The sequence below is a fragment of the Marivivens niveibacter genome (assembly GCF_002150005.2).
Classification (GTDB): Bacteria; Pseudomonadota; Alphaproteobacteria; order Rhodobacterales; family Rhodobacteraceae; genus Marivivens; species Marivivens niveibacter.
Genome location: NZ_MSPP01000002.1, coordinates 410127 through 428967 on the forward strand (window position 1 = coordinate 410127; position 18841 = coordinate 428967).

20 protein-coding genes are annotated in these 18841 nt (G+C 54.4%); 13 read left to right on the forward strand and 7 right to left on the reverse strand.

Annotated elements, in window-relative coordinates; genetic code table 11:
- Window positions 1-43 precede the first annotated feature (43 nt).
- Together BVC71_RS07910 and BVC71_RS07915 are read right to left on the reverse strand one after the other, a co-directional pair.
- Entirely contained in the window at window positions 44-373 is a 330-nt protein-coding gene (locus BVC71_RS07910) for a hypothetical protein (RefSeq protein WP_086451088.1), read from the reverse strand.
- On the reverse strand, window positions 366-587 hold the full coding sequence (locus tag BVC71_RS07915; protein WP_086451089.1) for a hypothetical protein: 222 nt from the start codon (window positions 585-587) through the stop codon (window positions 366-368). Before BVC71_RS07915 ends, BVC71_RS07910 begins: the two co-directional genes overlap by 8 nt.
- A gap of 106 nt (window positions 588-693) precedes the next feature.
- Between BVC71_RS07915 and BVC71_RS07920 the strand changes: the two genes are divergently transcribed.
- Window positions 694-1551, forward strand: a complete 858-nt coding sequence (locus tag BVC71_RS07920; RefSeq protein WP_086451090.1) for a flagellar hook-length control protein FliK — start codon at window positions 694-696, stop codon at window positions 1549-1551.
- A gap of 7 nt (window positions 1552-1558) precedes the next feature.
- A complete protein-coding gene (locus BVC71_RS07925) occupies window positions 1559-2206 on the forward strand; it encodes a flagellar hook capping FlgD N-terminal domain-containing protein (protein WP_240516813.1) in 648 nt (215 codons plus the stop codon).
- Here BVC71_RS07925 and ubiB read toward each other — a convergent pair.
- Window positions 2203-3726: a 2-polyprenylphenol 6-hydroxylase gene (gene ubiB / locus BVC71_RS07930; protein WP_086451091.1), complete on the reverse strand. Its 1524-nt coding sequence runs from the start codon at window positions 3724-3726 to the stop codon at window positions 2203-2205. The genes BVC71_RS07925 and ubiB overlap by 4 nt on opposite strands.
- Window positions 3726-4478 carry a bifunctional demethylmenaquinone methyltransferase/2-methoxy-6-polyprenyl-1,4-benzoquinol methylase UbiE gene (ubiE, locus tag BVC71_RS07935; RefSeq protein WP_086451092.1) on the reverse strand — a complete coding sequence of 251 codons (753 nt, stop codon included), beginning with the start codon at window positions 4476-4478 and terminating at the stop codon, window positions 3726-3728. The genes ubiB and ubiE overlap by 1 nt, the downstream gene beginning before the upstream one ends.
- Window positions 4479-4563: 85 nt before the next feature.
- Between ubiE and mutM the strand changes: the two genes are divergently transcribed.
- From mutM to BVC71_RS07990, 11 genes are all read left to right on the forward strand, one after another.
- The gene (gene mutM / locus BVC71_RS07940) at window positions 4564-5415 is read left to right on the forward strand and encodes a bifunctional DNA-formamidopyrimidine glycosylase/DNA-(apurinic or apyrimidinic site) lyase (RefSeq protein WP_086451093.1); all 852 of its coding nucleotides are present in this window, start codon (window positions 4564-4566) and stop codon (window positions 5413-5415) included.
- Window positions 5416-5478: 63 nt separating this feature from the next.
- The gene (locus BVC71_RS07945) at window positions 5479-6255 is read left to right on the forward strand and encodes an enoyl-CoA hydratase (protein WP_086451094.1); all 777 of its coding nucleotides are present in this window, start codon (window positions 5479-5481) and stop codon (window positions 6253-6255) included.
- Between the two features lie 151 nt (window positions 6256-6406).
- Window positions 6407-6670, forward strand: a complete 264-nt coding sequence (gene rpsT / locus BVC71_RS07950) for a 30S ribosomal protein S20 (RefSeq protein ID WP_086451095.1) — start codon at window positions 6407-6409, stop codon at window positions 6668-6670.
- Window positions 6671-7218: 548 nt separating this feature from the next.
- The gene (gene dnaA / locus BVC71_RS07955; protein WP_086451096.1) at window positions 7219-8571 is read left to right on the forward strand and encodes a chromosomal replication initiator protein DnaA; all 1353 of its coding nucleotides are present in this window, start codon (window positions 7219-7221) and stop codon (window positions 8569-8571) included.
- Between the two features lie 108 nt (window positions 8572-8679).
- A complete protein-coding gene (gene dnaN / locus BVC71_RS07960) occupies window positions 8680-9798 on the forward strand; it encodes a DNA polymerase III subunit beta (RefSeq protein ID WP_086451097.1) in 1119 nt (372 codons plus the stop codon).
- 40 nt (window positions 9799-9838) lie between these two features.
- The gene (recF, locus tag BVC71_RS07965; protein ID WP_086451098.1) at window positions 9839-10939 is read left to right on the forward strand and encodes a DNA replication/repair protein RecF; all 1101 of its coding nucleotides are present in this window, start codon (window positions 9839-9841) and stop codon (window positions 10937-10939) included.
- Window positions 10923-11453: a GNAT family N-acetyltransferase gene (locus BVC71_RS07970; protein ID WP_086451099.1), complete on the forward strand. Its 531-nt coding sequence runs from the start codon at window positions 10923-10925 to the stop codon at window positions 11451-11453. The genes recF and BVC71_RS07970 overlap by 17 nt, the downstream gene beginning before the upstream one ends.
- On the forward strand, window positions 11453-11884 hold the full coding sequence (locus BVC71_RS07975) for a VOC family protein (protein ID WP_086451100.1): 432 nt from the start codon (window positions 11453-11455) through the stop codon (window positions 11882-11884). The genes BVC71_RS07970 and BVC71_RS07975 overlap by 1 nt, the downstream gene beginning before the upstream one ends.
- Window positions 11881-12501, forward strand: a complete 621-nt coding sequence (locus BVC71_RS07980; protein ID WP_086451101.1) for a LysE family translocator — start codon at window positions 11881-11883, stop codon at window positions 12499-12501. The genes BVC71_RS07975 and BVC71_RS07980 overlap by 4 nt, the downstream gene beginning before the upstream one ends.
- Window positions 12502-12581: 80 nt before the next feature.
- On the forward strand, window positions 12582-15017 hold the full coding sequence (gyrB, locus tag BVC71_RS07985; RefSeq protein WP_086451102.1) for a DNA topoisomerase (ATP-hydrolyzing) subunit B: 2436 nt from the start codon (window positions 12582-12584) through the stop codon (window positions 15015-15017).
- A 145-nt stretch (window positions 15018-15162) separates the two neighbouring features.
- Window positions 15163-15720: a nuclear transport factor 2 family protein gene (locus BVC71_RS07990; protein WP_086451103.1), complete on the forward strand. Its 558-nt coding sequence runs from the start codon at window positions 15163-15165 to the stop codon at window positions 15718-15720.
- A 29-nt stretch (window positions 15721-15749) separates the two neighbouring features.
- Here BVC71_RS07990 and BVC71_RS07995 read toward each other — a convergent pair whose 3' ends face one another.
- From BVC71_RS07995 to BVC71_RS08005, 3 genes are read right to left on the reverse strand one after another with little or no spacing between them, the layout of a single operon-like run.
- Complete coding sequence (locus tag BVC71_RS07995) at window positions 15750-16523, reverse strand: class II aldolase/adducin family protein (protein WP_205905963.1); 774 nt, start codon at window positions 16521-16523, stop codon at window positions 15750-15752.
- Between the two features lie 4 nt (window positions 16524-16527).
- Window positions 16528-17550: a ketopantoate reductase family protein gene (locus tag BVC71_RS08000; protein WP_086451104.1), complete on the reverse strand. Its 1023-nt coding sequence runs from the start codon at window positions 17548-17550 to the stop codon at window positions 16528-16530.
- Window positions 17551-17559: 9 nt separating this feature from the next.
- Window positions 17560-18840, reverse strand: coding sequence for a TRAP transporter large permease (locus BVC71_RS08005; RefSeq protein ID WP_086451105.1), 1281 nt, complete (start codon window positions 18838-18840; stop codon window positions 17560-17562).
- Window position 18841 lies beyond the last annotated feature (1 nt).

Sequence of the window (18841 nt, forward strand, 5' to 3'; positions counted from 1 at the left end):
GATTCCCTAATGCGCGCGGTGAAATTTGTTCAAATTCTATCGATCAGGCTTTGCGCAATATTTGCGGCGCCGTGGGAACATGTTTGGCGAACTGTCCATCCGAACCATAACTTGCGAAATTTTCCTGTTGTTCTTTCGCATTGGTCTGATTGGCGATTGAATCATCGATCCCGCGTTTCGCCGCCTCTATGACTGCCATTGTGCGTCTTGCGGCTGTTTTGATCGCCGTCAGATCATCTGCATCTAGATCGCTGGGTAAGTGCATTGATTCCGTGATCCGGGCCAATGCGTCCAATGTGGTGAATTTGCCTTCGGTTATGGCTGCGCGTGTGCGTGCAAGCTGGGCAATTATGTCCATGGCACGTTTATCCATCTGCCCGCTCCGCTAATGCATGAAACAAGGACTCGGTCAGGCCAATCCCGCCACTTTTTACGATCGCTCGTGCTTGGGCTTCGTGCATGAAAGTCAAAAATTGATCCCCGCTATTTCCGGTTTCGCCGACACCGGAATGTTTCAGCATCTGGGATAGAAACGCAGTTTCGATTTTTTCTGCTGCTGATCTTATTGGGGATTGTGTCGCAATCATTTGGGACTCTCCTTTGGGTCAATTTTCCAAAGATTGAATCGATTTCGGTAAAGATTGAGTAATCATCGTCAGGTTTAGTGGCATCAGAACCAGTGCGGAGATTTTGATGCAGGTCAGTTTAGTTCAGTCATCTTTATCAGGTCTGCCGAATGACGGGGGCCTCTGTGCCACAGATGAGATGTGTGATGCGTTTCTACAAACAATGGATCAGCTGGAAACTGACGGCGAAACAGACACTGATTCAGCGGAAGTTGATAAGAGCCCAGAACCCGAGCTGGACGTCGACGAGAATGATCCGCTGGCGATCCCTGCGCCTCAGATTCCACCGGTAGATCCAAAGCCGGATAGGGAAGGCAGAACCACCACAGATATCGAGGCACAGGATTTCGGCAAAGATCATCAATTTGATGGCGCCATAACAAGAATAGAGACTAAATCGGCCCAAGTTGACCAAAAATTTCTGGATATAACTGGCTTTGAGGCCAGCATGGACCACGCAGTTGCGCCAAACGACGGCCCAGAGAAAGGCCCGCCTGTGTCGCTAGAACGCACGATTGTACGGTCCGAAGTCGTACCAAAAATTGTACCAAACACGACCGAGGCTCAGGTTGTGAAACAGGTCCTGTCCGCGCCGTTGTCTGATGGAAATGTGACTGAAATCGCTCTTGATCCCGAAGAGTTGGGGCGGGTGAGGATGCAGATGATCACGCATGAAACGTCAGTCCAAATCGTTATTGCAGTAGAGCGGCCAGAAACCGTGGATTTGATGCGAAAACATCTGGATCTGCTGACAAACGAATTCAAAGAGTTGGGGTTTGGTGACGTGAGTTTAGACTTCGCGTCCCACGACGACACGGACGACTCCCGCCAAGGTACTAGCCATGGCAAAGCTGAAACCCAGACCACCGAGATAATTCAACCCGTTTTGCGCGCCTCCGATGGACGCGTAGACATCAGGCTATAGGGACCCAATGACAACGATTGATACATCCACTTTGGCAACATCAACGGGGACAACGTCGTCTGATACCAATTCGGTCATCAGTTCCGATTTTGAAACCTTTTTGACAATGCTGACGGCGCAAATGGAAAACCAGGATCCTCTTAATCCGGTCGATTCCACCGATTATGCCACGCAATTGGCGACATTTTCGTCGGTTGAACAGCAGGTGCTGACCAACGATCTATTATCGGACCTGACGGGCATGTTCGCAACATCGTCTATGTCAGAACTGGCCAATTGGGTCGGTAACGAAGTTCGCGTGTCTGCGGCGGCATATTATGGCGGGACAAACAGCGTAACGGTCGCGGCAGAGCCCGATAGCGCCGCAGATAGTGCGGAATTGGTTGTTTATGACAGCACCGGAACAGAGGTCGATCGGCTGTCGATCGACACCAACGCGGCATTGATAGAATGGGAGGGAATGTCCGAAGGCAGCTACAGTTTTGCCGTGCTAAGCTATCAAGACGGGGTTCAGATTAACGCTGAAACGGCCGATGTATATGTAGCGGTAACCGAGGTGCGCAGCGCAGACGATGGCGTCGCATTGGTGTTGGAGTCAGGTGATGTTGTGGCGGCCACTGATGTGACCGCCTTGCGTGATCCAAGTTATGGTTAGATCAGCGTACCCACCCAAAACACAGCCATCGCGCCCGCGCCGATAACAGCCCAAATAGCGGGGTGTAGCGTGGAATCGTCTGTGTCTTTTTCCGGTTTGGACTGACGTATCAACGCAGCCTCGGCCAATTGCGGCAGTCGTGGACCAAAGCGTGCCAATACACGTGCTGTGCGCACCAGGTCACGGGTCAATGCGGCAGGGCCGATCGATTTTTGGATGTATTCTTCGACCACGGGGCGGGCGACTTCCCAGATGTTGATATGTTCGTCCAGCGACCGCGCCACGCCTTCGACAACGACCATGGTGCGCTGAAGTAGGATCAATTCGGTGCGCGTTTCCATGCCGAACCGTTCGGTGACTTCGAACAGATAGGCCAACAGACGGCCCATCGAAATGCGGCTGGCGTCCATGCCAAAGATCGGTTCGCCCACAGCACGCAAGGCGCGTGCGAATTCCTCAACATCCTGATCGGCGGGCACGTAACCTGCTTCGAAATGCACCTCTGCGACGCGTTTGTAATCACGGCGGATAAATCCGAACAGGATCTCGGCGTAAACGCGGCGGGTGTATTCGTCGATGTAGCCCATGATACCAAAATCATAGGCAATAATATCGCCATTCGATGCGACCTTTAGGTTGCCGTGATGCATATCCGCGTGAAAAAAACCATCGCGCAGTGCGTGGCTTAGGAACAGTTGCAACACACGTGCGCCCAGCGCGCGGCGATCATGGCCGGCGGCGTCAATCGCGTCGATATCACCAAGGCTTAGGCCTTCGGCCCATTCCAAGGTCATCACGCGGCGGGACGATAGGTTCCATTGGATTTTGGGCACCTGAAATCCTGCGTCGCCTTCGGTATTGGCGGCGAATTCTGATGCGCTCGCGCTTTCTAGGCGTAGGTCCAATTCACCCTGAACAACGCCGTCGAAATGTTCGATGACGTCCATCGGGCGCAAACGCCGTGATGAAGGAGAGAAGAATTCAACAAAGCGGGCCGCGAAATAGAATGCGTCGACGTCCTTTTGAAAGGCGCGTTCGACGTTTGGCCGCAGAACTTTGACCGCGACCTCTTTGCCGGTTTCAGCGATCCGTGCGCGGTGAACCTGCGCGATGGATGCGGCCGCGACGGGTTCGGAAAATTCGCTGAACACCTCGTCAACGTTGATGTCCAATTCTTTGGCCACCGCTTTTTTCGCGACGTCCAATGGGAATGGCGGCAGCGCGTCTTGTAGGACGCGTAGTTCGCGGGCCAAATCAGGGCCAACAACGTCAGGACGGGTCGACATGATCTGACCGAATTTGATGTAGGCAGGGCCCAATGCGGTTAGCGCGCGGGATACTGGCGGCAGTGAGGCGTCACCTTTGTAGCCCAACCAGCGGAACGGAAATGCCAATGTGCGTGCGGCAAAGCGCAGGACGGGGCTCGCGTCGAATGCATCTAGCGCGATGTTCATGGCGCCCGCGCGTTCTAGCGTTGCGCCTGTACGGATCAGGCGCCAAATGTTGTGAGGTCCGCGCATTAGATTTTCCACCCCGAATGCAGCGCCGCGATACCCAGCGACAGGTTGCGGTATTTCGCGTTGCCGAAACCGGCCTTTTTCACCATGTCGAGGAACGTGTCCTGATCTGGGAATTTACGGATCGATTCGACCAGATACTGATAGCTTTCGCTATCGTTCGCGATCAGTTTGCCCATACGCGGGATGACGTTGAACGAATACAGGTCATAGGCCTTTTGCATCATCGGGTTCGGCAACTGGCTGAATTCCAGCACCATCAAACGGCCGCCTGGGCGCAGAACACGGTAGGCTTCGTTCAATGCCTCTTGGGGACGGGTTACGTTACGGATGCCAAAGCTGATGGTGTAAACATCAAAGGTATTGTCAGGAAACGGCAGTTTCATCGCGTCGCCTACAACCCAGTCTAGGCTATCGGCCATGTCTGCGGCTTCGGCGCGTTTACGGCCTTCGACCAGCATGGATTCGGTTAGGTCCAACACGGTGGAATGCCCGCTGCCTGCGCGTTGCAGGAAACGGAACGAAATATCGCCGGTGCCGCCAGCCACATCCAATAGTTTCTGACCTGCGCGTGGGGCCAGCCAATCCATCATCGCGTCTTTCCAAACGCGGTGGATGCCGACGCTCATCACGTCATTCATAATGTCATATTTTGATGCGACCGACTTGAACACGCCCTGAACGCGGCCCGCTTTTTCGTTTTCGCGCACGGTTTCAAAACCGAAGTGAGTGGTGTTGTCGCGATTGTCGGTCATTGCTCTTGCCGTCCTTGCCGATGCGTCACATTTAATAGGTCTGATCAGGGGCATACACTGCCGCCCCAAAGATAGGAAGCGCACCATGCCCGAATTGCCAGAGGTAGAGACAGTCCGCCGCGGATTAATCCCAGCCATGGAAGGGCAGGTGATATCAAATGCCGCCGTAAACCGCCCAGACCTGCGTTGGCCGTTTCCGGAAAATATGGCGGAACGTCTGACAGGCAAGAGGATCAACGCCCTGCGCCGTCGGTCGAAATACATCCTGATGGATCTGGATTCGGGTGAAACGCTGTTGGTGCATCTGGGCATGTCTGGCCGCATGACGATTTCGGGTGTGGCTGTTGGCGAATTCCATCACCCGCATCCGACGCCTGAAAAACACGACCATGTTGTGTTCGATATGGAAAACGGCGCACGGGTGACATTCAACGATGCACGCCGTTTTGGGGCGATGGATTTGCTGGATACCGCCACGGCCGAAGATCATTGGTTGCTGCGTGATATCGGGCCCGAACCGTTTTCCAACGCCTTTAACGAATCGTACCTGATCGACCGTTTCCGCGGCAAAAACAGTCCGATTAAAACCGCGCTACTGGATCAGGGAATCGTGGCGGGCTTGGGCAACATCTATGTGTGCGAGGTGCTGTTTCGCACAGGAATTAATCCCAAACGAAAAGCAGGGCAGATATCCGCTCAGCGCATCGCTACCTTGGTTCCTGCCATCCGCGAGGTGTTGGCCGAGGCAATTGAATCGGGGGGATCGTCGCTGAAAGATCATAGGCAAGCGGACGGTAAGTTAGGGTATTTTCAGCATAATTTCCGTGTTTATGATCGCGAAGGCCAGCCATGCCAAACAGGCGATGCAGGTCACGTGATTCAGCGATTCGTGCAGTCGGGACGCTCAACTTTCTATTGTCCGCAATGCCAAAGATAACTTGAACGCTGTCACAGCTTTGTTAATCACTGAGGTCCAAGACAACAGCAACCGAGGCTGCAAATGGCTTATGAGACCATCAACGTGGACGTTCAGGGATACGTCTCACTTATCACCCTGAACCGACCAGAGGCTCTCAATGCATTAAATTCCAAGCTGTTGGGCGAATTGTCCTCAGCGCTTGAGGCGGCAGACGAGAACGACAAAGTTCGCTGCGTCGTTATCACCGGATCGGAAAAAGCATTCGCGGCTGGCGCCGATATTTCTGAAATGTCGGACAAATCGTTCGTCGACATGATGACCGAAAAGTTTTTTACGGCGGAAAGCGACCGTTTCAATAACACCCGAAAACCAATCATTGCAGCCGTGTCCGGCTATGCGCTGGGCGGTGGGTGTGAATTGGCAATGATGTGCGATTTCATCATTGCGGCAGACAACGCAAAATTTGGCCAGCCGGAAATCAATCTGGGCGTGATCGCCGGATTGGGCGGCACGCAGCGTCTGACCCGTTATGTCGGCAAAGCGAAATCCATGGAAATGCACCTGACGGGTCGTTTCATGGATGCTGAAGAGGCCGAACGTTCGGGACTAGTATCCCGCGTGGTGCCTGCCAAAAAGCTAAAAGAAGAAGCCATGTCAGCGGCTAACAAGATCGCTGAGAAATCCATGCTTGCTACGATGGCGGCCAAAGACTGCGTGAACAAAGCATATGAGATGTCTTTGGAGCAGGGGTTGGCCTACGAACGTGGTCAGTTCTATTCGCTGTTTGCGACCGAAGACCAAAAAGAGGGCATGGCAGCTTTCCTTGAAAAACGCGAACCTCAGTTCCGCGACCGCTAAAACACTTGCCTTTTTGGGCGGCGGGCATTAAACGCCGCCCGATACATGCGCGTGAGGCCCGCTCTGGCCAGAATCAGCCGGTTCCTATGAACCTTTGGTGGGCTTTCGTGCGTTCGACATTTTATTGGCCCAGACCAAAAGGAACCGCACTATGGCAAACACAGCCCAGTCCAAAAAACGCGCACGTCAGAACGAACGCCGCGCCGACATCAACAAAATGCGCCGTTCGCGCATCCGCACCTTCCTGCGCACCGTAGAAGAAGCTATCGCTTCGGGTGACAAAGAAGCAGCAGCAGCAGCTCTGAAAGCAGCACAGCCTGAACTGATGCGTGGCGTTACCAAAGGTATCTTCCACAAAAACACAGCGTCGCGCAAAATGTCGCGTCTGGCTTCCCGCGTTAAATCGCTGGGCTAATCCCGCTGATTCCATCCTTTCGGATGGTCCATAGAACTATTTGAAGCGCGCCCTTTTTGGGCGCGTTTTTGTTGCGCGGATGCCACCAAATTTTGGTTTTCTAAGCGGTCAAAAAAGGCCGAGAGATTCTTTTTCCAGAAAGTCAGAGTCAAGGACGTTGTTGTGTTGAAGGGAGCGCCCTGACGTTGCTAGTTTCACCCAAGCGATTCACATCGTTCCTGGGGGAGCATCGTGAAAGCGATCTTGAATAGCGTCAGATTTGATCTGACTTGCTGCTGTTCTTTTATCGTTACTCCTGATCGATCTTTCGATCAGCGCAGCTAGGCAGCCGATGTCATTGATATCGGACAGCTTTCTGTACCCCGGACGGATTGCGTCACACGCCCAACGAGGCGCTGACGCGGGCCGTATATGATAGGATGAAAACGACATAGCGTTCGGAGTGGGACTCTGAGCGGTGGGAAATTTTTGTCCGTTTGAACAGTGTGGAGTGGACTGTGGGGGTCTGCGAGCGAAGATTTAAAGACTGGGATAGGTACGGGACAAAAATGACTATGTGGGGCTCAATCCGCGAGACACTTAAAAACAATATTGGCACAGGCAACTTTACGAACTGGATTGAACCGCTCGAATTTCTGCATGTTGACAATGGCGTTGCGTATTTCAATGCGCCGACCAAATTCTTTGGCGACTATGTGAGCCAGAATTTTGCAGATCAGATCATCTATCATTTGAACCGCAATGGTGCGCAGACGGAACGTTTGTCTTTTGCTGTATCCGCGGCTGCCAATAACCCACGCCCAAATGTTGAGCCGAAGCCTGTGGCGAATCCGGTCCGCATGCCGTCCGAAGGTTCGGTTATTCCAGATGTCCCGCTGGATCCACGTTTTACCTTTGATAATTTCGTTGTCGGTAAACCAAACGAATTGGCCCACGCTGCTGCCCGCCGCGTCGCCGAAGGTGGCCCAGTCACCTTTAACCCGCTGTTCCTGTACGGTGGTGTTGGTCTGGGTAAAACGCACCTTATGCACGCGGTTGCCCATGAAATCCGCCGCCGTAACCCAGAAAAAACAGTTCTATATATCTCGGCTGAACAGTTCATGTATCGCTTCATCTCGGCGCTGAAAGACCGCAAGATGATTGACTTTAAACAACTGTTCCGTTCGGTCGACGTTCTGATGGTCGACGACGTTCAATTCATTGCTGGCAAGGATTCCACTCAAGAGGAGTTTTTCCACACCTTCAACGCACTGGTTGAGGCACGCAAACAGATCATCATCTCTGCGGATCGCGCCCCAGGCGAAATCAAGGACATGGAAGAGCGTATTCAGACCCGTCTGCAATGCGGTCTGGTCGTTGACCTGCACCCAACCGATTACGAACTGCGTGTCGGTATTCTGCAGACCAAAGCAGAACTATACGCCGAACAGTTCCCAGGTTTGGAAATTGATCCAGGCGTATTGGAATTCCTTGCGCACAAAATCACCACCAACGTCCGCGTTCTAGAAGGCGCCTTGAACCGTCTGTTCGCGATGGCGTCGCTGGTTGGCAAACCGATCACGCTAGAAATGACGCAAGACTGTTTGGCCGACCTGTTGAAATCGTCCGAACGCCGCGTGACCATTGATGAAATCCAGCGCAAAGTTGCTGAACATTTTAACATCCGTCTGTCGGATCTGATCGGCCCGAAACGCCTGCGTGCCTATGCGCGTCCGCGTCAGGTTGCGATGTGGCTGGCAAAGCAGCTGACCAATCGGAGCTTGCCAGAAATCGGACGTAAATTCGGTGGCCGTGACCATACAACCGTGATGCATGGTGTGCGCCGGATTGACGAACTTTCGGAAAAAGATTCCCAGTTGGCCGATGAACTAGAGCTGCTGCGCCGCACCTTGGCGTCTTGACGCTGGTCGCGCAGTATTCAACAGTCATAAAAAGAGCTTGAGCCTTGGAATTAAACCGTTAGGTTTCATTTTCCGGCCAGGTCGGGTCCGACAAGCGGAGCGAGAGACATGAAATTCAGTATCGAACGGGCGGTATTGCTCAAGGCTGTGGCACAAGCGCAGTCAGTTGTGGAACGCAGGAACACAATTCCAATCCTCGCCAACGTTCTGATCGAGGCCGAAGGCAATAACGTACAATTCCGCGCGACCGATTTGGATATCGAAGTCGTGGACAAAGCCGACGCAATGGTTGAACGCGCTGGCGCAACCACAGTCGCTGCGGTCACCTTGAACGAAATCGTACGTAAATTGCCAGACGGCGCATTGGTTACCCTGACCGAAGACGGCGTCAAAGGTCGCCTGACCATCGAAGCGGGTCGTTCAAACTTTAGCCTGGCGACCCTGCCCAAAGAAGATTTCCCCGTGATGGCGTCGTCGGACTATACCACGAACTTCTCGGCGCCTGCGCCGGTGCTGCGTCGTTTGTTCGATAAATCGAAATTCGCGATTTCTACCGAAGAAACCCGTTATTATCTGAACGGCGTTTACATGCACATCGCTGATGGCGAAGACGGCCGCGCGCTGCGTTGCGTTGCGACTGACGGTCACCGTCTGGCCCGCATCGATGCAGCAATGCCAGAAAACGCAGGCGATATGCCGGGTGTGATTGTGCCGCGTAAAACCGTTGGCGAATTGCGTAAACTGCTGGATGACGACGAAATGCAGATTGCTGTATCTGTGTCGGAAACCAAAGTTCGTTTTGCGACCCCGAACATTACCCTGACATCCAAGGTGATCGATGGAACCTTCCCTGATTACACCCGCGTGATCCCTCAAGGGAACACCCGTAAATTGGAAGTCGACGCCAGCGATTTCGCTAAGGCCGTTGACCGTGTGGCGACCGTCTCGTCCGAACGCAGCCGCGCTGTCAAACTGTCGCTGGACGAAGATCGTCTGGTCCTGTCCGTGAACGCGCCAGACAGCGGTGCCGCGACCGAAGAACTGGCCGTGGCTTATGATGACGAACGTCTGGAAATCGGTTTCAACGCGAAATACCTGCTGGAAATCGCATCCCAAGTGGACCGCGAAAACGCGGTGTTCCTGTTCAACTCCTCGGGCGATCCGACCTTGATGCGCGAAGGCAATGATACTTCGGCGGTCTATGTCGTGATGCCAATGCGCGTGTGACGCAGGGCGCGACCATGTTTGAATATTCAGGAGGCCGCGAATGAGCGGCCTTTCTGTTGACCATATTCTGCTGTCGCATTTTCGATCCCACAAACGGGTCGAGATTGATTTTGATGGTCGGCCCGTTGCGATTTTCGGGCCTAACGGCGCAGGCAAAACCAACATTCTAGAGGCGATTTCGCTATTGTCCCCCGGGCGCGGTTTGCGCCGTGCGGCAGTGGACGACATTGTGCGCAAACCCGAAAGTCTGGGATGGAAAATGGCGGCTGATCTGCGGTCTGGCCACAATTCCCATGAAATCGAAATCTGGGCCGAACCAGAAAAAACGCGCAATCTGCGGATTGATGGCAAAGCGTCTGCGCAAACCGCATTGGGCCGCATTGCGCGGGTGTTGTGGCTGGTGCCATCTATGGACCGCCTGTGGATCGAAGGCGCCGAAGGCCGCCGCCGTTTTCTGGACCGCATGACGATGAGCTTTGAACCCGCCCATGCCGAGGCGGTTCTGGCTTATGAAAAATCGATGCGCGAACGCAATCGGTTGCTCAAGGATATGGTGCGAGATGCTCATTGGTATGCCGCGCTAGAGGCGCAGATGGCGACTGCAGGGGCCACGATCATGGCTGCGCGGCGCGATGCTGTGTTAAATTTGATGACGGCCCAATCACAGGCTGAAACGGCGTTCCCCGTGGCGGAACTGACAGTTTTGAACGCTGAGGGCACCCCCGAAACCGAAGCCGAATTGCGCAATGCATTCGCCGCAGGGCGTTCGCGCGATATGGCGGCAGGGCGCACCCTAACTGGTCCGCATCGCAGCGATCTGGGCGCAGTATTTGCGGCGAAATCCATGCCCGCGGCGGATTGTTCTACGGGCGAACAAAAGGCGCTTTTGATCTCATTAATCCTTGCCAATGCACGTGCCTTGGCCGCGCAGATCGGCATGGCGCCGATCCTTTTGCTGGACGAGGTCGCTGCGCATCTGGATGCAGGGCGTAGAGCGGCGCTCTATGATGAAATCTGCGCGCTGGGATCGCAGGCGTTCATGACGGGCACGGGCCCTGAACTATTCACCGAATTGTCCGACCGCGCCCAAAACGTCGAAGTCACCGACCAAGGGGGCGCATCGCATGTTGCCAGCTTTTGAAACGATCAATGAATTCGACCTGACCCCTGAAACTGAGGCAGAGCTGACGACCCTGCTGGACCTTGCCTTTTCGCCGGAATTTGGCGGGGCGTCCTATCATCAACAACGTCACAATGTGCGCCTAATTCAACGGTCCAAAGGCGCGATTGTCGGGCATTTGGCCATCACCTATCGCACCGTAAGGTTGGGTGAACAGCTGCTGGATATCGTAGGTCTGGCCGAGGTTGCGACCCATCCCAACCATCGCAGCCAAGGGATCGCTGGCCATTTGGTGCGTGGAAGTATCGATTTCGCGCGCAAAGTAGGCGCTGATGCGATGGTTCTGTTTGGTGATCGGCCCGTTTATGCGGCGAACGGATTTCAGGCGAAACCCAACCCCCTGCGCTGGGTGGCGATGACAGACAAACGCACGGTCGCCATCGAGCATCAAACCGATGACCTGATGGTTTTGCCCTTGAATAATCGGTCGTGGGACGATCACCTGACGCTGGATTTGTTAGGGAATAAATTTTGATGACACCGCAGCGCGTGACTTTAATCACTTTGGGCGTTTCTGATCTGGAACGCGCAAAATCGTTCTATGAAACATTGGGGTGGCAGGTCACCGCCGAACAGCCCGGCGTCGCGTTTTATCAGATTAACGGAATGGCCTTGGGCCTGTTTCCGACCACTGAATTGGCCAAAGATCAGGGCCGCGAAGGCGCGCCGCTGGGTGTTGGCAACATGACGCTGGCGCAAAATTTTACAACAACGGACGAAGTCGATGCCGCATTCGACGCTGCGCTGGCCGCAGGGGCAACCGCGCTAAAACGGCCAGAGCCCGTATTTTGGGGCGGATATTCAGGCTACTACGCCGATCCTGATGGTCACGTATGGGAAGTCGCCCATAATCCCTTTTGGCCTTTGAATGAGGACGGCAGCCTGACCCTGCCTGTTGCTGAATGACGCTATCGATCGGTGATCTGGCGCTCTATGCGGGCGCGTTGTTTGTTCTGTTCATGACGCCCGGCCCTGTGTGGGTCGGCCTGATCGCACGGGCGATGTCGGGCGGGTTTCGGGCCGCGTGGCCGCTGGCGATGGGCGTGGTCGTTGGCGACGTGCTATGGTCTGTGCTGGCGATTTTGGGCGTCAGTTGGATCGTGAACCAATACGGTGGGTTTCTGACGGGCATCAAATATGTGGCCTGCGTGACCTTTTTGGTCATGGGGTACATGGTCATCAGGAATGCGGATAAATCCATCAGCTCCGATAGCCGTTTGACCCGCCCGGGGATGATGGCGGGGTTCATCGCGGGGCTGGCCGTGATTTTGGGCAACCCAAAGGCGATCCTGTTCTACATGGGGATGCTGCCGGGGTTTTTTGATTTGACCGCGCTCACCACGCCCGACATTGTCGCCATTGCCGCATTATCGGCCATTGTGCCGTTTGTCGGAAACCTGATCATGGGGGCGTTTATCGGGAAAATACGGGCTTTGCTGACCTCGCCAAAAGCGCTGCGCAGGATGAACCTAACGGCTGGTTGGCTGCTAATCGCCGTCGGGGTCATTATCCCCTTTGTCTAACCGCAAAATATAGCGTCTTACCCGTGACAATCGCCCAGTAATCCTCTATATTTTGGCGACTAAATACGGGGAAACACCGCATGTCCGAAACAGAGCAGCAGCAGCCCGAATACGGCGCCGATTCTATTAAAGTTCTCAAAGGCTTGGACGCAGTCCGTAAACGCCCTGGGATGTATATTGGCGACACCGATGACGGGTCTGGTCTGCACCACATGATCTACGAGGCCGTGGACAACGGCATCGACGAAGCATTGGCAGGCCACGCTGACCATGTTTCGGTAAAAATCCACGCCGATAATTCGGTTTCTGTCACCGACAACGGCCGCGGTATTCCTGTGGACATGCACCCCGAAGAAGGCGTTTCCGCCGCCGAGGTGATCATGACCCAGTTGCACGCTGGCGGTAAGTTCGACCAGAATTCCTACAAAGTGTCGGGCGGTCTGCACGGCGTGGGTATTTCCGTTGTGAACGCCCTGTCTGACTGGCTGGAACTGCGCATTTGGCGCAATGACAAAGAACACTATGTCCGCTTTGAAAAAGGCGTGACCGCCAAATCGCTAGAGGTTGTAGGCGAGGCTAATGGCAAAAAAGGCACTCAGGTGCGTTTCTTGGCGTCCTCCAAAACCAACGATCCCGAAGGCACCTTCCTGAACTTGGAATATTCCTATGACGTTCTGGAAAAACGCCTGCGCGAATTGGCATTCTTGAACTCTGGCGTGCGTATCCTGCTAGAGGATGAACGGCCAGCTGAGCCGATCAAGAACGAACTGTTCTACGATGGCGGCGTGAAAGAGTTCGTAAAATATCTGGACCGTTCCAAACACCCGATGTTCCCCGAACCGATTTTCGTTCAAGGCGAAAAAGACGGCATCGGGGTCGAGGTCGCGATGTGGTGGAACGACAGCTACCACGAAAACGTTCTGCCGTTCACGAACAACATTCCACAGCGCGATGGCGGTACGCACCTTGCTGGTTTCCGTGCGGCGCTGACCCGTACCCTGACGAAATACGCGCAGGAACACGGCATCGGCAAAAAGGAAAAGGTATCGTTCTCAGGTGATGACGCCCGCGAAGGTTTGACCTGCGTCCTGTCGGTTAAAGTCCCTGATCCTAAATTCTCGTCCCAGACCAAAGATAAATTGGTTTCGTCCGAGGTGCGCCCAGCGGTCGAAAATCTAGTTGGCGAAAAGCTAAGCGAATGGTTCGAAGAAAACCCGAATGAAGCCAAAGGCATCGTTGGAAAAATCATCGAAGCCGCTTTGGCCCGCGAAGCTGCACGCAAAGCCCGCGAATTGACCCGCCGCAAAACCGCGATGGATGTGAATTTCCTTGCGGGCAAGCTCAAAGATTGTTCTGAAAAAGATCCTGTTCAAACCGAAGTCTTCCTCGTCGAGGGTGACTCGGCTGGCGGATCCGCGCAAACGGGCCGTGACCGCCGCACACAGGCGATTTTGCCGCTGAAAGGTAAAATCCTGAACGTCGAACGCGCGCGTTTTGACCGTATGCTATCCAGCCAAGAGATCGGCAACCTAGTGATGGCACTGGGCACGGGCATTGGCCGAGATGAATTCGACATGAAAAAACTGCGCTACCACAAGATCGTCATCATGACCGACGCGGACGTGGATGGTGCGCACATTAGAACGCTGCTCTTGACGTTCTTCTTCCGTCAGATGCCTGAATTGATCGAAGCTGGTCACCTGTATATCGCTCAGCCGCCGCTGTACAAAGTGGCCCGCGGTAAATCCGAGGTGTATCTGAAAGATCAGGCTGCGATGGATGAATATCTGATCCATCAGGGCATTGAGGGCGCTATTTTGCGTCTGGCTGATGGCTCTGAGCTGGCGGGGCAGGATTTGCTGCGCGTGGTCGAAGATGCGCGTTCCTTGCGCCGCGTTTTGGATGCCTTCCCAACGCATTATCCGCGCCACATTCTGGAACAGGCTGCGATCGCTGGTGCTTTCGTTCCGGGCGCTGTGGACAGCGACCTACAGGGCGTTGCTGATACCGTTGCGAAGCGTTTGGACCTGATCGCGCTGGAATACGAACGCGGCTGGCAGGGCCGTATCACCCAAGACCACGGTATCCGCTTGGCCCGCATTCTGCGCGGGGTCGAGGAAGTCCGCACTCTGGATGGCCCAATGCTGCGTTCCGGCGAGGCACGCAAGACAGGCAGCTTTACCGCTGCACTACAAGAGGTTTACAGCCAACCTGCGCAGCTGCACCGCAAGGATCGTCACACGATGATCTATGGCCCACTGGACCTGTTACGCGCCATTTTGGAAGAAGGCGAAAAGGGTCTGTCGATCCAGCGCTACAAAGGCCTGGGTGAAATGAACCCTGATCAGCTTTGGGAAACCACGCTAGACCCTGATGCGCGTACCCTGCTTCAGGTCAGCATCGAAGACCTGCAAGGCGCCGACGACATCTTTACCAAACTGATGGGTGACGAGGTGGAACCACGCCGCGAATTCATCCAGACCAACGCCCTGAGCGTAGAAAATCTGGACTTCTAATTCCAATCTGATTGCTGAAAAGCCGCGTCAGGAAACTGGCGCGGCTTTTTTGTGCGTTGATCGATTTTTTGCATGAATATTAATGTAAATTCTTGTCAGCCGCAGGGCTGGGCTTAAACTTGGCTTTATATAGTTGGAGCCAAAAATGACTGATGTTGCATCGTTAATCGCACGTATTGACCGCCTAGAGGCCGAAAGCGCAGTCCGCCAAACACAAATGAGGTACATGGCGCTTTGTGATACACCATGCCCTGAATATGGCGTGAAAACAGATGCTCAGCGAATTGATCTGATTATGGAGCTGTTCGCTCAAGACGCTATTTGGGAAGGTGTGGGCGTATATTACGACGGACAATTCGGCGCGGCCGTTGGTAAATCCGCCATCCGTGACCACTTCGAAAAATTTTGGGGCCAGAAAAAAGATCCGGCTCTTGTTTTGAATTGCCATTACGTGACATCGGAACAAATTCAGGTCTCTGAAGATGCCCAAACAGCAACGGGGCAATGGGTGCATATGCAGCCATGGCTATATGCGGACGGTACGGCATTGCTGCGGTCATCACGCCTGAACAATGCCTATCGAAAGGATGAAATGGGCAACTGGGTGTTTACGCGAAACCGCACCGAAAACGTGTTTATCGCGCCGTTGCCAAATGGATTTGCGACTGATTTCCCCAGCGCGTCGGTTGTAATGCGGCCATGAAAAAGCGCCCCAAACGGGGCGCTTTGGTTTTAGGCAAACTCTGGTCGTTCGCGTTTCATTTTGCGCACCATCGCGTCGAACAGCAGCGTTGCAAATGACGCGTTATCCTTGAGCCTTTGCGCGTCTTCTGCGCATTTCTGTTTGACCGCATCAGGCAGCTGCACGTTCGGGCCTGGAATGGCGGCCGCTGCGCATTGGATTTCGGCCGCACGTTGAACGGTCCACAGCAGGAAAAAGGTCAGCGGAATATCCGCTTCGCAGACCGCGACGCCGTGGTTGCGGAGGACCAAGACGTGTTTGTCGCCCAGTGATGCCAACATGCGTTCGCGTTCGGTGTCATAGATCGTGATACCTTCGAATTCGTGATATCCGACACGGCCATATAGCTGCGCACCGTTGAAATTGTTGTGGTCGATGTGCCCGTCTTTCATTGTGATCGCAGAAATCGGGGTGGTGTGCGTATGCGCGACGCAGCCGACATCTGGGCGATGTTCGTGGATCACACCATGCAGCGCAAAGCCCGCAGGGTTGGGTTTGTATTCGCTTTCCCGCAGCAATTTACCATCTACGCCGACGACCAACAGGTTTTCGGGCGTCACCTCGTCATAATGCAGGCCCATAGGGTTCACCAAATAGGCGTGCTCTTCACCCGGCAAGCGCACTGAGATGTGGTTAAAGATCAGTTCCGTCCAGCCCAAGTAACTGACAAGGTGGTAAAAATCGGCAAGCTGTTCGCGCAGCTCTTGTTCGGATTTTCCGGCCATCGGATTGGAATCTGCGGTGATAGAAGAGGAGGTGTTCATCTGGTTATCCTTCTGAAAACTCGGATAGGGTGAAAAGCCGCGCAAGCGCGGTAGGAACCTGATCGGCAGCCGCAGGGAGAGAGGTTGCGGTTTCGATTTCGGTAATAAGGTGAGACAGAAACGGCATGTCGCCACCCGCGCGGCGGGCCATTTCCAGCGGAGCTTTGCAAATCGTATCCAATTCTAATGCGCGGCCTGCGCGGGCGTCTTGCAACATGGATGTCGGGAAATCGCCGGCATCGATGAAAAGGTCAGTGAGCCAATCATTGGATGGCAGATCGTACCCTGCCCCATTTGCCCATGACCGAAATTCATCGGCCAGTTTCAACGCAACCTCTCGCAGCGCTGGATTGGTGCCAACCTCGTTCAGCATAGCGCCGGTTAGGGCGGTCAGCGGGTTGGTCGCGATATTGGCCAACAGTTTTACCAGCACCTTTTGGCGGATGTCGCCGCATAGGTCAGTGCGAATGCCGCCCGCCTCTAGGACCTGTAATAGGGCATCGATGCGGTTGGTATCTGCACTGCCAACGATGGGCCCAATGCTGAGCGTGGGCGTGTTCGACGAAATGGCACAGCTCTCGTCGTCCATCCGAACGGTCATCAGTAGGACAGCACCCAAAATCTGTCGCGGCTTTAGCAGTTTCGCCAGATCGCCCTTTGGGTCCAGAAAGGGCACCGATCCTATGTCCGAGCCTTTCGCGTTGAACCAGAACGGCATTCCATTCACCATCGGGATCACCAAAGTGTCCTGCGAAATAGCAGCGGCATTGGCAAGAATAGCCGAGGCCAAAGACTGTGATTTTACGCAGACGAATACCGCGTCCATAGCGTCTGTGATTGTTGGCGCCGCGATCGGGCGTGCCGTAAACCGTGACCCGCGATCAATCAGGCTGGTGCCGCGTGATTGAATGGCCGCCAACCGATCACCGCGCGCCGCTACATTGACCATAGCGCCGGACTGCGCGACAAGGGTCGCCATTGCGGTACCGATGTTGCCAGCACCGATGATGCCAATTTTAAGCGTCATAGCAGCCTCTTAGGTAAGTAATAGAACCATGGATGGGACTAGCGTCAGCAAAGCGACGCGCACGATATCCATCGCAACGAATGGTCCTAATCCGCGGAAAATGGTGCCTAGCCGTACATCTGGTACCACCGACCGCAGGACAAAGGCGTTCATGCCAACGGGCGGCGTGATGTAGGAAATCTCGGTTACCATGACCACGAAAATGCCGAACCAGATCAGATCAATGCCCATTGATGCCGCGATCGGATAGAACACCGGAACGGTCAACATGATCATCGACAGGCTTTCTAACACGCAGCCCAGAACCAGATAGATGCACAGGATGATCAGGATGAAACTAACGCGGCTATCACCGAATGCGGATAAAAACGTCTGGATGTCGATCGTCATGCCCGACAGGTTGACGTAGTTCGTAAACGTCAGCGCACCGAACAGGATAAAAAACATCATCGCGGTGGTATTCATGGTGTCATACAGAACCACCAGCATGGAATTGACGGTGAATTTGCCCGACAGGATCACCAACAGTAACGCGCCGCCTGCACCCATGCCCGCGCTTTCGGTTGGGGTGAAAACGCCCAGATAAATACCGCCCATGACAAAGGTGAACAGGGCCAACGCGCCACCTGTTTTACGCAACGCACGTAGCCGATCACGCAAGGGTAGTTTGGGTTCAGTCGGCAGATCGATATTGCCAACCTTGAGCGTGATACGCACGGCCATGGAGTAGAACAGAATTCCGATCACGCCTGGAATGATGCCGGCCAAGAACAGTTTGCCGATGTCTTGCTGTGTCAGAATGCCGTAAAACACCAGAATGACCGACGGTGGGATCAGGATGCCCAATGTGCCGCCCGCCGCGATTGATGCGGTCGATAGCTGATCTGGGTATCCGAATTTGCGCATCGATGGCAGCGCGATACGGGTCATGGTCGCGGCGGTTGCCATGGATGATCCACAGACGGATGAAAACGCACCACATGCGATCACGGTAGCGGTCGCCAATCCGCCTTTGCGGTGGCGCAACCATGCATAAGCAGAGGAATACAGATCCTCGGCCACGCCTGATTGAACGACAAAATTACCCATCATCAAAAACAGCGGCAGCACCGACAGGGAATAGTCGCGGCCATTGTCAAAGAACGCGGAGCCAAGCAGCGACAACGCAGGTGTCCAGCCGATGATGGACGCTGTGCCCACCAACCCTACACCAGCCAGCGCAAAGGCAATCGGGACGCCTAGGAAAAGTAGAACAGACAGAATGGCAACGCCAATGGGCCAATGTTCCATG

What these genes read in the sequence shown, in the direction of transcription:
- BVC71_RS07910 (WP_086451088.1), bottom strand. Translation starts at nt 373, where the DNA reads ATGGATAAACGTGCCATGGACATAATTGCCCAGCTTGCACGCACACGC.
- BVC71_RS07915 (WP_086451089.1), bottom strand. Translation starts at nt 587, where the DNA reads ATGATTGCGACACAATCCCCAATAAGATCAGCAGCAGAAAAAATCGAA.
- BVC71_RS07920 (WP_086451090.1), top strand. Translation starts at nt 694, where the DNA reads ATGCAGGTCAGTTTAGTTCAGTCATCTTTATCAGGTCTGCCGAATGAC.
- BVC71_RS07925 (WP_240516813.1), top strand. Translation starts at nt 1,559, where the DNA reads ATGACAACGATTGATACATCCACTTTGGCAACATCAACGGGGACAACG.
- ubiB (WP_086451091.1), bottom strand. Translation starts at nt 3,726, where the DNA reads ATGCGCGGACCTCACAACATTTGGCGCCTGATCCGTACAGGCGCAACG.
- ubiE (WP_086451092.1), bottom strand. Translation starts at nt 4,478, where the DNA reads ATGACCGACAATCGCGACAACACCACTCACTTCGGTTTTGAAACCGTG.
- mutM (WP_086451093.1), top strand. Translation starts at nt 4,564, where the DNA reads ATGCCCGAATTGCCAGAGGTAGAGACAGTCCGCCGCGGATTAATCCCA.
- BVC71_RS07945 (WP_086451094.1), top strand. Translation starts at nt 5,479, where the DNA reads ATGGCTTATGAGACCATCAACGTGGACGTTCAGGGATACGTCTCACTT.
- rpsT (WP_086451095.1), top strand. Translation starts at nt 6,407, where the DNA reads ATGGCAAACACAGCCCAGTCCAAAAAACGCGCACGTCAGAACGAACGC.
- dnaA (WP_086451096.1), top strand. Translation starts at nt 7,219, where the DNA reads ATGACTATGTGGGGCTCAATCCGCGAGACACTTAAAAACAATATTGGC.
- dnaN (WP_086451097.1), top strand. Translation starts at nt 8,680, where the DNA reads ATGAAATTCAGTATCGAACGGGCGGTATTGCTCAAGGCTGTGGCACAA.
- recF (WP_086451098.1), top strand. Translation starts at nt 9,839, where the DNA reads ATGAGCGGCCTTTCTGTTGACCATATTCTGCTGTCGCATTTTCGATCC.
- BVC71_RS07970 (WP_086451099.1), top strand. Translation starts at nt 10,923, where the DNA reads ATGTTGCCAGCTTTTGAAACGATCAATGAATTCGACCTGACCCCTGAA.
- BVC71_RS07975 (WP_086451100.1), top strand. Translation starts at nt 11,453, where the DNA reads ATGACACCGCAGCGCGTGACTTTAATCACTTTGGGCGTTTCTGATCTG.
- BVC71_RS07980 (WP_086451101.1), top strand. Translation starts at nt 11,881, where the DNA reads ATGACGCTATCGATCGGTGATCTGGCGCTCTATGCGGGCGCGTTGTTT.
- gyrB (WP_086451102.1), top strand. Translation starts at nt 12,582, where the DNA reads ATGTCCGAAACAGAGCAGCAGCAGCCCGAATACGGCGCCGATTCTATT.
- BVC71_RS07990 (WP_086451103.1), top strand. Translation starts at nt 15,163, where the DNA reads ATGACTGATGTTGCATCGTTAATCGCACGTATTGACCGCCTAGAGGCC.
- BVC71_RS07995 (WP_205905963.1), bottom strand. Translation starts at nt 16,523, where the DNA reads ATGAACACCTCCTCTTCTATCACCGCAGATTCCAATCCGATGGCCGGA.
- BVC71_RS08000 (WP_086451104.1), bottom strand. Translation starts at nt 17,550, where the DNA reads ATGACGCTTAAAATTGGCATCATCGGTGCTGGCAACATCGGTACCGCA.
- BVC71_RS08005 (WP_086451105.1), bottom strand. Translation starts at nt 18,840, where the DNA reads ATGGAACATTGGCCCATTGGCGTTGCCATTCTGTCTGTTCTACTTTTC.